The sequence below is a fragment of the Streptomyces sp. NPDC029296 genome (assembly GCF_055569255.1).
On sequence record NZ_JBVHXT010000024.1, the window covers coordinates 47,264 to 58,965 of the forward strand.

An 11,702-nucleotide genomic window follows, 5' to 3' on the forward strand; every position below is an offset into this window, starting at 1 on the left:
TGTTGTTGCCACGATAGGCCCGTAGGGCCCGGATGCCGAGAGGTTCCGGCGTCCCGGCCCTACGGGCCCGCTCTCACGCCGCCGTGACCAGCTTCACCGGATCGGTCCCGGCCGTGCTGTGCCGCGCCGCCCAGTTGTCCAGCGCCATGCGGCAGGCGTGGTCCAGGTGGTGCAGCCCGGACAGGTCGAGCCGGACCGGACGGTCCTGGGGCAGCGACTCCAGGCTGTCGAGGATCTTCGGCAGCTTCAGGAAGGTCGCGTTGCCCGTCAGACGGGCCTCGACGACGTCCGCGCCCTCGTCCGCGACCTCCAGCCTGACGTGCGAGGCCTCCCAGGCGGTCTTCACCACCGCCAGCGCCAGACCGATGAGCACGCCCTCGAACATGCTGACCGCGACGATGGAGACGGCGGTGGCGGCGAGGACCACCGCCTCGCCCCGGTGCTCGCGCCACAGCGTGCCCAGCGAGCGGACCGGGATCAGCTTGGCGCCCGCGTGGATCAGGATGCCCGCGAGGGCCGGGATCGGGATGTAGCCGAGCACACCGGGCAGCAGCGCCGCGAACAGCAGCAGCCACACGCCGTGCAGCACCCGGGAGGCCTTCGTGCGGGCGCCCGCCTGGACGTTGGCCGCGCTGCGCACGATCACCGCGGTCATCGGCAGCGCGCCGAGTGCCCCGCACACCACGTTGCCGGTGCCCTGGGCGATGAGTTCCTTGTTGTACTCGGTGCGCGGCCCGGAGTGCAGCCGGTCCACGGCCGCCGCGCTGAACAGGGATTCGGCGGACGCGATCAGGGTGAACGCGACGACCGTGCCGAGCAGTCCGACGCCGGCCAGTTCGCCGAAGGCGCTCAGCGGCGGTGGCTGGACGGAGCCGAGCAGGCCCTGCACCTCGACCGTGGCCACGGGCAGGTCCAGCGCGAACACGGCCAGGGTGGCGAGCCCCACCGCGGCGAGCGGGCCGGGCACCGTGCGCGCCTTCTCCGGGGCGTGCTTCCACAGCAGCAGCACCGCGATGGTGCCCGCGGCCACCGCCAGCGAGGACAGGGCGCCGGTGTCGCCGAAGGCGTCCACGAGCGTGCCGGGCAGTTCGCCGATCTTGTCCAGACCGGAGTCGGGGGCCTTCGTGGCCATCGCCGGGTACAGCTGCCCGGCGATGATCACCAGGCCGATGCCGGCCAGCATGCCCTCGACGACGGAGACGGAGATGGCGCGGAAGTAGCGGCCCAGCCGCAGCAGCCCCATGGCGACCTGGAGGACGCCGGAGGCGAGCACGATCACGCCGAGCACCGGCAGACCGAACTCCTTGACCGCCTCGTAGACGAGCACGGTCATGCCGGCCGCCGGGCCCGACACCTGAAGGCTGCTGCCGCGCATGAATCCGGTGACGAGGCCGCCCACGATGCCGGTCACCAGGCCGAGTTCGGCCGGTGCCCCGGAGGCGACGGACACCCCCACGCACAGCGGAACGGCGACCAGGAAGACGACGAGCGAGGCGGCGAAGTCCTCCTTCAGGTGGGGGAAACGGGAAATGAGGGTGCGGTTGTCGGTCATCGGCGGACTCACAGGGCCTCGAAGCTGTCGGTCTGCCGGCGGTGCGTCCGTACGGCGCCGGTGTGCACCTCGTAGTACCAGGCGTGCAGGGTCAGTTCGCCCTCGGCCAGCCGCCGCTCTATGCAGGGGTACGAGCGCAGCCGCAGCAACTGGGTCAGGGCGTGGCTCTGCACGCCCTCGGCGACCTCCGGGTCCTCGGCCTTGCCGGACGGGCGCGGGGTGGCGGAGGCCAGCCAGTCGCGCACGGCCGGTACGGAGGTGAGGTCGTCGCCGCGCACCAGGGCGCCGACGGCACCGCAGTGCGAGTGGCCGCAGACGACGATGTCGCGGACGCCGAGCACTTCCACGGCGTACTCGATGGTGGCCGCCTCGCTGGTCGGGTGCTCGGAGGCGTAGGGCGGGACGATGTTGCCGGCGGTGCGCAGTTCGAACAGCTCGCCGGGGCGGGCGCCCGTGATCAGGGCCGGGACGACCCGGGAGTCGGAGCAGGTGATGAACAGCACCTGCGGGGACTGGCCTTCGGCGAGTTTGGCGAACTCCTCAGGGCGCTGTCCGAAGGTGCGGGCGTTGTCGATGAGGGGCTGCATGTGTGTGGGTTCCTCCTGGCGCGCCTGTCCGGCGCGTCGGACTTGAACGACGGTTGTGGGGGGCGGGGGAGAGCGGCCCGGACCTCAGCAGCGGAAGACCTGGAGCGCCGCCGGGGTGTGGGCTCTGAGGGCTCCGGGGACGGGGTGGTGCGGCCCGCCGGAGGGTTCGGGCGGGCCCGGGACGGCCGCCCGGCCGGATACGGGGGCGCTCTCGCCGGGGCATCCGGCCGCCGGACCGCGGTGCCGGTCACGGGCGTGCGGGATGCCCACGGGCAGTTCCGGGGAGCCGGGGGCGCGGATCGTGTCCGCCCCGGCGCGCGCCGGCTGCATGGAGGAGGTGATTCCGGTCTGCGCCTCGGTCAGCGCCTTACCGATCGTGTGCGCGGGTGCGAAGACTCCTGTGCCGGTGCGGAGCTGGAGTGCGAGCAGCACCACGCCGAGGACGGTGAGCAGGCTCCGCACGGTTGTGACGCGGAACATGAGCCCCCTCCCCCCGTGTTCATGTTTCTAGTCCAGACCAAGTGTTGGTCAATGGATGGTCAAGAAACACCTTAGCCTCGCAAAGTCCTTTGCTGGGTTAACTGGACGTTAACGGGCTCAGAGAGCGTAAAAACTGCGGGTCACATGGCCTGAAGTGGCCCTTGACCCGCAGTAGTTGATCCGTTATTGGAGGGCGTCGGCTAGGCGCCGATCAGTCCCTTCGCGTCCCGGGCCAGCGCGGTGAGCCGGGATATCGCGCGGAAGTACTTCTTGCGGTAGCCGCCGTTCAGCATCTCCTCGCCGAACAGCCGGTCGAACGGCAGCCCCGAGGCCAGCACCGGGACCTCGCGGTCGTAGAGCCGGTCGGCGAGGACCACCAGCCGCAGCGCCGTCGACTGGTCCGGCACGGGCCGCACACCGGTCAGGCACACCGCCCGCACTCCGTCGGTCAACGCGCCGTACCGGCTCGGGTGCACCTTGGCCAGGTGCTCCAGCAGGCGCGGGAAGTCGTCCAGCGAGGCACCCTCGGTCGCGAAGGCCGTCTTCATGACCTCCTCGTCGGAGAAGGGGGCCGGGGCCTCGGGCAGGCCGCGGTGGCGGTAATCCTCGCCGTCGATGCGCAGCGCGCGGAAGTGGGCCGACAGGCCCTGGATCTCGCGCAGGAAGTCGGCGGCGGCGAAGCGACCCTCGCCCAGCTTGCCGGGCAGCGTGTTGGAGGTGGCGGCGAGCGCCACGCCCGCCTCGACCAGCTTGCCGAGCAGCGTCGACACCAGCACCGTGTCACCGGGGTCGTCCAGCTCGAACTCGTCGATGCACAGCAGGCTGTGCCCGGACAGCGTGCGCACCGTCTGCTGGAAGCCGAGCGCGCCGACCAGGTTGGTCAGCTCCACGAAGGTGCCGAACGCCTTGCGGGACGGGTCGGCCGGGGCGGCGTGCCACAGCGAGGCCAGCAGATGGGTCTTGCCGACGCCGTAACCGCCGTCCAGGTACACCCCCCGCGGACCGGCCGGCGCCTTGGGGGCCTTCGCCCGGCCGAAGCCGAAGAAGCCGCGCAGGCCGCCGCCGGACGCCCGCGGCTCGCCCAGGGAGGCGGCGAAGCCCTCCAGGGCCTTGACGGCCTCCGTCTGGCTGGGCTGGTTCGGGTCCGGGATGTACGTGGCGAAGCGGACCGAGTCGAAGCGCGGCGGCGGCACCATCTCGGCCACCAGCCGGTCCGCGGGCACGTGCGGCTCGCGGGCGCACAGGGACAGGGGGCCCGCGTCGGTCAGGGGGCCGGAACCGGGGGTGGTGCTGGAGGAGGACACGGTTATCCATGCTAAGCGCCGTGTCACACTGCACGGATGCGACGCCTCTTCCCTGTGACCGAAGAAACAGCAGCCCAGGACCCCACAGGAGCGCCGGACGCCGCGGCCCGCGCCGCCGTCGGGGGGGCGGCCGGCCCCGCCGCGGACCGGGAGTGGAGCCTCGCCGAACTGGCCGCCGCCTACGCCTACCCGGACCCGGCGCCGGGCGCCCCGCGGCCGTGGCTGCGGGCCAACATGGTCTCCTCCCTCGACGGCGCCGCCCAGCACGACGGCCACTCCGAGCCCCTCTCCAGCGCCGCCGACATGCGGATCTTCGGCACGCTGCGGGCGCTCGCGGACGTCGTGCTGGTCGGTGCGGAAACGGTCCGGCAGGAGGGGTACCGCCCCGCCAGGGTGCGCGCCGAGTTCGCCGGGGCCCGCGCGGCCGCCGGACAGGGGCCGGTTCCGGCGATCGCGATCGTCACCGCGAGCCTGGACCTGGACCTCACCCTGCCCCTGTTCACCTCGCCCCTCGTCCCGACGCTGATCCTCACCGGGGCGGCCGCCGCCCCCGGCCGGGTCGCCGCCGCCGAGAAGGCCGGGGCCCGGGTGCTGGTCGCCGGCGAGGGCGCGGGCGTGGATCCCGCCCGCGCCGTCGAGGCCCTGGCCGGCCTCGGGCACACCCGGCTGCTCACCGAGGGCGGCCCCCGGCTGCTCGGGCAGCTGATCGCCGCGCAGGTGCTGGACGAGCTGTGCCTGACCGTCTCGCCGACGCTGACGGCGGGGGGTGCGCAGCGCATCGCCGGAGGACCGTCGGTCGCCGTTCCGCACCGGTTCGCACTCGCCTCCCTGCTGGAGGAGGACGGTTTCCTCTTCACGCGCTACCGTCGGCCTTGAAATCAGCGGAATCAGCCGTTCCGGTTCGCTTCCGGAGGGCAGACTTAATCCGGCAGTACCCGTGCGATCACGGGGAAGGATGGTTTCCGCAGGGGCCCTGCCGGGCCCTCTAAGGAGAAGAGGCGCCTGGTGTTCACAAGCGTTCTGATGATCGAGAAGGCCCTGACGTCCGCCGACGTGGAGTTCGTCACCACCTTGCACGGAGACGAGCCCGTCTCCTTCCACGTCCTGCTCCAGCCGCGCGGCGAGCAGGCGGACCGGTTGCTGCGGGCCATCGACGACATCGCGCTCGGCGAACTCGACGAGGCGGTGCGGGAAGGGGAGACCCCCGAGGGGCACGAGGCGCGCGGCGTGGGGCAGCAGGCCCTCGACGTGTCGCTCCAGGCGCTGCGCTCCGCGGGGAGCGCGGCGCAGGGGCGGCTGGTGGAGGACCACCCGCTGGACGCGCTGAAGGCACTGGTGGCCGAGGCGGGCGCCGACGAGGTGATCGTCCTGACCGATCCGCACTACGTGGAGGAGTTCTTCCACCGGGACTGGGCCTCGCGGGCGCGGCACAAGGTGGGGGTGCCGGTGCTGAAGCTGTTCTCGCACAGCAAGGCGTAGGCGCTTTGCCGGGACGGCGGCCGGGCGCCGGCCGGCGTGCCGGCGCGCCCCCGGGCGGGCCGCCCCGCGCCCCTTGCGGGGGCGGCGGTGCTTCAGCGCATAGGCTAGGCGTGCTTCCAGCTCGTACCGTCTCTGGGGAGAAACGCATGGCACCCGGCCTTCCTACCGCCATGGACCGACCGCACTTCATCGGCATCGGCGGCGCCGGGATGTCGGGTATCGCCAAGATCCTCGCCCAGCGCGGGGCCGCGGTGGCCGGCAGCGACGCCAGGGAGTCGGCGACCGCCGGGGCGCTGCGGGCGCTCGGTGCCACCGTGCACATCGGGCACGCGGCCGGGCACCTCGCCGACGACGCGAGCTGTGTCGTGGTCTCGTCGGCGATCCGCGAGGACAACCCGGAACTGGTCCGCGCCGCCGAGCTGGGGATCCCGGTGGTGCACCGCTCCGACGCGCTGGCCGCGCTCATGACGGGGCTGCGGCCGATCGCCGTGGCCGGCACCCACGGCAAGACCACCACCACCTCCATGCTGGCGGTCTGCCTGACCGAGCTGGGCCTGAAGCCGTCGTACGCCATCGGCGGCGACCTGGACGCGCCCGGCTCCAACGCGCTGCACGGCGAGGGCGACATCTTCGTCGCCGAGGCGGACGAATCGGACCGCAGCTTCCACAAGTACGCGCCCGAGGTCGCCATCATCCTCAACGTCGAGCTGGACCACCACGCCAACTACGCCTCCATGGACGAGATCCACGAGTCCTTCGAGACCTTCGTGGACCGGATCACCGAGGGCGGCACCCTGGTCGTCTCCGCCGACCAGGAGGGCGCCCGGGAGCTGACCCGGCGGGTGCGCGACCGCGCGGTGCGGGTGGTGACCTACGGCGAGGCCGAGGACGCCGACGTGCGGGTGCTGTCCATCGTCCCGCAGGGACTGAGGAGCCGGGTCACGGTGGTGCTGGACGGACAGGAGCTGACCTTCGCCGTGTCCGTGCCCGGCCGGCACTACGCGCTCAACGCGGTCGCCGCACTCACCGCCGGCGCCGCCCTCGGCATCCCGGCCGCCGAGCTGGCGCCCGCCCTCGCCGCCTACACCGGCGTCAAGCGGCGCCTCCAGCTCAAGGGCGAGGCGGCCGGCGTCCAGGTGATCGACTCCTACGCCCACCACCCGACCGAGATGACCGCCGACCTGGAGGCCATGCGCGGCGCCGCCGGGGACGCCCGCATCCTCGTCGTCTTCCAGCCCCACCTGTTCTCCCGCACCCAGGAGCTGGGCAAGGAGATGGGGCAGGCACTGGCCCTCGCCGACGCCTCGGTGGTGCTCGACATCTACCCGGCCCGCGAGGACCCGGTCCCGGGCGTGACCAGCGAGCTGATCATCGAGGCGGCGCACGCGGCCGGAGCCGATGTGACCGCCGTCCACGACAAGACGGAGATCCCGGTGGTGATCGCGGGAATGGCGAAGCCCGGTGATCTCGTTCTCACCATGGGCGCGGGCGACGTGACGGACCTGGGCCCGCTGATCCTGGACCGTCTCGCGCGGTAGGCGAAGGAGCTGAGAGCTGATGGCGTACGACGTCGAGAAGCCGGACGAGCAGTGGCGTGCGGAGCTGACCCCGGCCGAGTACGCCGTGCTGCGCCGGTCCGGCACCGAACCGGCCTTCACGGGTGAGTACACGGACACCAAGACCCAGGGCGTGTACTCCTGCCGGGCCTGCGGCGCGGAACTGTTCACCTCCGACACCAAGTTCGAGTCGCACTGCGGCTGGCCGTCCTTCTACGACCCGAAGGACTCCGACGCCGTCGAGCTGATCGAGGACCGCTCCCACGGCATGGTCCGCACCGAGGTCCGCTGCGCCCGCTGCGGCTCCCACCTCGGGCACGTCTTCGCGGGGGAGGGCTACCCGACCCCCACCGACCAGCGGTACTGCATCAACTCGATCTCCCTGCGGCTGCGCCCCGCGGAGGGCTGAGACCACCGCCGCCGAGGCCGGACCACCCGCCGGGCGTGCCGCCCCGCATCCGCCGCGGCACGCCCGTGCGTGGGCCCCGCGCCCGGCACGCCGAGGACGCCGGGGCCGTCGTACCGGTCGGTGTTCCTCCCGAGGCTCGCGACGCGTGCGGTCTAGACTCTCCCGGCATCAGCCCCGAGCGGTCGGACCGAAGGGTACGCGGCGTTTTGATACGGATAGATGCAGTCACCAAGCGGTACCCGGACGGCACGGTCGCGGTCGACCGGCTGTCGCTGGAGATACCCGATCGCGCGATCACCGTGCTGGTGGGACCCTCCGGCTGCGGCAAGACGACGACCCTGCGGATGATCAACCGGATGGTGGAGCCCTCCGAGGGCAGCATCCTCCTCGACGGCCGGGACATCCGGCAACAGCCCGTCAACACCCTGCGCCGTTCGATGGGTTACGTCATCCAGAACGCGGGCCTCTTCCCGCACCGCACCATCCTCGACAACATCGCCACCGTTCCGCGCCTGCTCGGCCGGAGCAGGCGCGAGGCCCGGGCCCGGGCCGCGGAGCTGATGGAGCGGGTCGGACTCGACGCGGCCCTCGCCAAGCGGTACCCGTACCAGCTCTCCGGCGGCCAGCAGCAGCGCGTCGGCGTGGCCCGCGCGCTCGCCGCCGACCCGCCGGTGCTGCTGATGGACGAGCCGTTCTCCGCCGTCGACCCCGTCGTCCGCAAGGGACTCCAGGACGAACTGCTGCGCATCCAGGAGGAACTGGGCAAGACCATCGTCTTCGTCACCCACGACATCGACGAGGCGATCAAGCTCGGCACCAAGGTCGCCGTACTGCGCACCGGCGGCCGGCTCGCCCAGTACGCCCCGCCCGCCGAACTGCTCAGCGCGCCCGCCGACTCCTTCGTGGAGGACTTCCTCGGCGCCGACCGGGGCATCCGCCGGCTCTCCTTCTTCCCGTCCGCCGGGCTGGAGCTGCAGACCGGGCCCCTCGTGCCGGCCGACGCCGACGCCGGCACGCTCGCCTCCCGGGCCACGGCCGCCCCCTACCTCCTCGTCACCGACCCCGACGGCAGGCCGCTCGGCTGGAGCGAGCCCGGCCGGCTCACCGCCGGCGCCGTCGACCGGGACCGACTCCTCGACCACGGGCGGCCGTTCGTGCCCGGCACCGACTCGCTGCGGGCCGCGCTCGACGGTGCCGTGCTGTCGCCGACCGGATGGGCGGTCGCGGTCGACGGCGACGGGCGCGCCGTCGGCGTCGTGTCCCAGCAGGTCATCGCCGAGGCGATCCGGGCCGCGCACAGCCGGGTGGCCGAGCGGGCCGAGGGGACGGCCGGGCGATGAACGGCTTCTTCGACCTCCCGAGCGACCTCGGGCAGGGCTGGCTCGGCCTCGTCGGGCTGCATCTGCGCGAGGCCCTGCTGCCGGTGCTGGCCGGGCTGCTCGTCTCGCTGCCCGTCGCCCAGCTGTGCGTGCGCTTCCGCTGGATCTACCCGCCGGTCCTCGGCGTCGCCACGATCCTCTACGCCGTCCCGTCGCTCGCCTTCTTCGTCGTCCTCATCGACTACTTCGGGCAGAGCGAGACCACGGTGATGATCCCGCTCGCGCTCTACAGCCTGGTGGTGCTCGTCCCGGCGATCGTGGACGGCGTCCGCTCGGTGCCGCCGGAGACCCTGGCCGCCGCCCAGGCCATGGGCTTCGGCGCCGTGCGCCGGTACTTCCAGATCCAGCTGCCCCTCGCCGTGCCCGCCCTCATCGCCGGGCTGCGGGTGGCGACCGTGTCCAGCATCTCCCTGGTCAGCGTCGGCATGCTCATCGGCAACCAGGGCGCCCTCGGCAACATGCTCTACGCCGCCCAGACCTACGGCCGCCCCGCCCTGGCCGTGAACGCGGTGCTGACCATCGGAGTGCTGGGCGTGCTCGCCGACGCCGCGCTGGTCCTGCTCCGCTTCCTGCTCACGCCCTGGATGCCGCGGAAGGGGGCCGGCCGGTGAACGTCCTCGACTTCGCACGCGCCTTCTTCGGCGACGGTGCCCACTGGCACGGTTACGACGGCATCCCCACCCGGTTCGCCGAGCACGTCGGGTACTGCCTGGAGGCGCTGGCGATCGCCGCCGGGATCGGTCTGCCGATCGGCCTGCTCACCGGCCACACCGGCCGGGGCGGCAACGTCCTCGCGCTCCTCGCCACCGCCGGCCGGGCGCTGCCCAGCTTCGGCCTGCTGGTGCTGATGGTCATCTGGATCGGGATCGGGCTGCTGCCGGCGATGATCCCGCTGGTCGTGCTCGCCGTCCCGCCGATCCTGGTCACCACCTACGAGGCGATCCGCTCCGTCGACCCCTCGCCGGTGGACGCCGCCCGGGGCATGGGCATGCCCGAGACGCGGGTGCTGTTCCAGGTGGAGGTGCCGGTCGCGCTCCCGCTGATCCTGAGCGGGCTGCGCACGGCGGCCGTCCAGATCGTCTCCACCGCCACCATCGCCGCCTACGTCAGCCTGGGCGGCCTCGGCCGGTACATCATCGACGGCCTCTACCAGAAGGACTACGAGAAGGTCGTCGGGGGCGCCACCCTGGTCGCCGGTCTGGCCCTGGTGACCCTGGCCGTGTTCTGGGCGGTGTCCCGGCTCGCGGTGTCACCGGGAGTGCGCCGGGGCGGGCGCGGTTGACGGCCGCCGCGTGACGACGCGCGGAGGCCGGGGCGCGTGCACCGGGAAACCGCCGCAAGGAGGGCACCAGGTGCGCACGACCGGAGGCGGATCGGCGCGGATTGCCGGCCGGCGGCACTTGACTGACCGACGAGCGGCTGGCTTGGATCGACGGGTGACTTCAACGACCCACATCGGCAGGACCATCCGGGGGAGCAGAGGCGCGGCGGTGGTCGCCCTGGCGGCGGCTCTGCTGGCGGGCTGTTCCTCCGGCGACGACAAGGCCGACAACCCCCTCACCGGCGGCAAGGCGGACGGCGACAGCGTGGTCGTCGGTTCCAACAACTTCCCCGAGTCCACCCTGCTCGCCGACATCTACGGCGAGGCCCTCAAGGCCAAGGGCATCAAGGTCACGTACAAGCCGAACATCGGCAGCCGCGAGACCACCTACGGGCTGATCAAGAACGGCTCCCTCTCGGTGATGCCCGAGTACAACGGCGCCCTGCTGGCCCACCTCGACAAGAAGGCCACGCCGAAGACCCTGGAGGAGACCGGGGACGCCATCAACGCCAGGCTGGACTCCCGGCTCACGCTGCTCCAGCCGTCGTCGGCGCAGTCCAAGGACTCCGTCACGGTCAACGCGGCCACCGCGGAGAAGTACCACCTCACGGACAAGTCCTCCATCGCCGACCTGAAGGACGTCGCCGAGGACCTGGTCATCGGCGGCTCGCCGGAGTTCCAGGCCCGGCAGCAGGGGCTGGCGGGCCTGAAGTCCGTCTACGGCCTGGAGTTCAAGTCCTTCAAGGCGCTGGACACGGGCGGCCCGCTGACGCTGGCGGCGCTGAAGCAGAACGCCGTGCAGGTCGCGGACGTCTTCACCACGGACCCGCACATCACCAAGGAGAAGTTCGTCGTCCTGCAGGACCCGAAGAACCTCTTCGGCTTCCAGAACGTCCAGCCGCTGGTCCGCAAGGGCGCGCTGCCGAAGAAGGGCGTCGACGCGCTGAACGCGGTCTCCGCCAAGCTCGACACCAAGACCCTGCTGGAGCTGGACACCCGGGTGCAGGCGGACAAGAAGGACCCGCTGGACATCGCCCGGACCTGGCTGAAGTCCGCCGGGCTCGTCTGACACCCCCCGGTCCGGACAGCCGCGGCCCGCGCGGGTGGCCCCCGATTCCCGGGGGCACCCGCGCGGGCCGCGGGCCGCGGCTCAGAGGTCGAACTCGTGCGGCGGCAGGTCCAGCGCGTAGCAGGCCTCACGCACCACGGCCTGCTCGGTCTTGTCGAAGTCGCCGTCCGCGCCGCCGATGACGATGCCGATCTGTACGACGGCTCGCGCCTCCGCGGGCTTCTTCTTCGCCTTGGCGATCTCCTGGAGCACGCTCACCTTGCCGAACGCGAAGTCGGTCGTCAGCTTGTTCAGGTTGTCCTCGAAACGGCGCCTGAGATCGTCCGCCGGGAAGTTCTGCAACACCTCGTTCGTGGCGATGAGCTGGGCCACCCGCTGCCGCTCCGAGGGATCCACCGTCCCGTCGGCGGCGGCCACCAGCGCGCACATCGCCATGCTCGCGTCGCGGAACGCGCCGCTCTTCAGATCGTTCTTCCTCGCCACCAACTGGGTCTGCATCTGCGACGCCGACTCCTTGATGCGGTCCCACAGGGCCATGTCCACTCCTAGTACGAGCCGCCGGACAC

At 72.2% G+C, this 11,702-nt stretch carries 13 protein-coding genes; 8 read left to right on the forward strand and 5 right to left on the reverse strand.

All coding sequences use genetic code 11. The annotated features are described in order from the left end of the window. Positions 1 to 73 precede the first annotated feature (73 nt). The 4 genes from ACZ4W9_RS21715 to zapE form a co-directional block, all read right to left on the reverse strand. Positions 74 to 1,552, reverse strand: coding sequence for a SulP family inorganic anion transporter (locus ACZ4W9_RS21715; protein ID WP_467938185.1), 1,479 nt, complete (start codon positions 1,550 to 1,552; stop codon positions 74 to 76). An 8-nt stretch (positions 1,553 to 1,560) separates the two neighbouring features. Then, positions 1,561 to 2,139, reverse strand: coding sequence for a carbonic anhydrase (locus ACZ4W9_RS21720; RefSeq protein ID WP_467938187.1), 579 nt, complete (start codon positions 2,137 to 2,139; stop codon positions 1,561 to 1,563). A gap of 84 nt (positions 2,140 to 2,223) precedes the next feature. Next, a complete protein-coding gene (locus ACZ4W9_RS21725; protein WP_467938190.1) occupies positions 2,224 to 2,619 on the reverse strand; it encodes a hypothetical protein in 396 nt (131 codons plus the stop codon). A gap of 200 nt (positions 2,620 to 2,819) precedes the next feature. After that, positions 2,820 to 3,923 carry a cell division protein ZapE gene (gene zapE, locus ACZ4W9_RS21730; protein ID WP_467938192.1) on the reverse strand — a complete coding sequence of 368 codons (1,104 nt, stop codon included), beginning with the start codon at positions 3,921 to 3,923 and terminating at the stop codon, positions 2,820 to 2,822. A gap of 36 nt (positions 3,924 to 3,959) precedes the next feature. Between zapE and ACZ4W9_RS21735 the strand changes: the two genes are divergently transcribed. The 8 genes from ACZ4W9_RS21735 to ACZ4W9_RS21770 all read left to right on the forward strand — a co-directional run bounded on the left by ACZ4W9_RS21735 (position 3,960) and on the right by ACZ4W9_RS21770 (position 11,136). Next, a complete protein-coding gene (locus ACZ4W9_RS21735) occupies positions 3,960 to 4,799 on the forward strand; it encodes a pyrimidine reductase family protein (protein WP_467938194.1) in 840 nt (279 codons plus the stop codon). Between the two features lie 129 nt (positions 4,800 to 4,928). Then, positions 4,929 to 5,402, forward strand: a complete 474-nt coding sequence (locus ACZ4W9_RS21740; RefSeq protein ID WP_467938197.1) for an indole-3-glycerol phosphate synthase — start codon at positions 4,929 to 4,931, stop codon at positions 5,400 to 5,402. A gap of 146 nt (positions 5,403 to 5,548) precedes the next feature. Further along, positions 5,549 to 6,940 carry a UDP-N-acetylmuramate--L-alanine ligase gene (murC, locus tag ACZ4W9_RS21745; RefSeq protein WP_467938199.1) on the forward strand — a complete coding sequence of 464 codons (1,392 nt, stop codon included), beginning with the start codon at positions 5,549 to 5,551 and terminating at the stop codon, positions 6,938 to 6,940. Between the two features lie 19 nt (positions 6,941 to 6,959). Further along, positions 6,960 to 7,367: a peptide-methionine (R)-S-oxide reductase MsrB gene (gene msrB, locus ACZ4W9_RS21750; RefSeq protein WP_467938202.1), complete on the forward strand. Its 408-nt coding sequence runs from the start codon at positions 6,960 to 6,962 to the stop codon at positions 7,365 to 7,367. A gap of 206 nt (positions 7,368 to 7,573) precedes the next feature. Beyond that, positions 7,574 to 8,707, forward strand: a complete 1,134-nt coding sequence (locus tag ACZ4W9_RS21755) for an ABC transporter ATP-binding protein (RefSeq protein WP_467938205.1) — start codon at positions 7,574 to 7,576, stop codon at positions 8,705 to 8,707. Continuing rightward, positions 8,704 to 9,357: an ABC transporter permease gene (locus ACZ4W9_RS21760; protein ID WP_467938208.1), complete on the forward strand. Its 654-nt coding sequence runs from the start codon at positions 8,704 to 8,706 to the stop codon at positions 9,355 to 9,357. Before ACZ4W9_RS21755 ends, ACZ4W9_RS21760 begins: the two co-directional genes overlap by 4 nt. After that, on the forward strand, positions 9,354 to 10,028 hold the full coding sequence (locus ACZ4W9_RS21765; RefSeq protein ID WP_467938213.1) for an ABC transporter permease: 675 nt from the start codon (positions 9,354 to 9,356) through the stop codon (positions 10,026 to 10,028). The genes ACZ4W9_RS21760 and ACZ4W9_RS21765 overlap by 4 nt, the downstream gene beginning before the upstream one ends. 154 nt (positions 10,029 to 10,182) lie before the next feature. Then, positions 10,183 to 11,136, forward strand: a complete 954-nt coding sequence (locus ACZ4W9_RS21770; RefSeq protein ID WP_467938218.1) for an ABC transporter substrate-binding protein — start codon at positions 10,183 to 10,185, stop codon at positions 11,134 to 11,136. Between the two features lie 81 nt (positions 11,137 to 11,217). Here the strand turns inward: ACZ4W9_RS21770 and ACZ4W9_RS21775 are convergent, their stop codons facing one another. After that, on the reverse strand, positions 11,218 to 11,673 hold the full coding sequence (locus ACZ4W9_RS21775; protein WP_467938222.1) for a tellurite resistance TerB family protein: 456 nt from the start codon (positions 11,671 to 11,673) through the stop codon (positions 11,218 to 11,220). Between the last annotated feature and the right edge of the window lie 29 nt (positions 11,674 to 11,702).

Coding starts and splice junctions, on each gene's coding strand:
- ACZ4W9_RS21715 (WP_467938185.1), bottom strand. CDS start 1,552: ATGACCGACAACCGCACCCTCATTTCCCGTTTCCCCCACCTGAAGGAG.
- ACZ4W9_RS21720 (WP_467938187.1), bottom strand. CDS start 2,139: ATGCAGCCCCTCATCGACAACGCCCGCACCTTCGGACAGCGCCCTGAG.
- ACZ4W9_RS21725 (WP_467938190.1), bottom strand. CDS start 2,619: ATGTTCCGCGTCACAACCGTGCGGAGCCTGCTCACCGTCCTCGGCGTG.
- ACZ4W9_RS21735 (WP_467938194.1), top strand. CDS start 3,960: ATGCGACGCCTCTTCCCTGTGACCGAAGAAACAGCAGCCCAGGACCCC.
- murC (WP_467938199.1), top strand. CDS start 5,549: ATGGCACCCGGCCTTCCTACCGCCATGGACCGACCGCACTTCATCGGC.
- msrB (WP_467938202.1), top strand. CDS start 6,960: ATGGCGTACGACGTCGAGAAGCCGGACGAGCAGTGGCGTGCGGAGCTG.
- ACZ4W9_RS21760 (WP_467938208.1), top strand. CDS start 8,704: ATGAACGGCTTCTTCGACCTCCCGAGCGACCTCGGGCAGGGCTGGCTC.
- ACZ4W9_RS21775 (WP_467938222.1), bottom strand. CDS start 11,673: ATGGCCCTGTGGGACCGCATCAAGGAGTCGGCGTCGCAGATGCAGACC.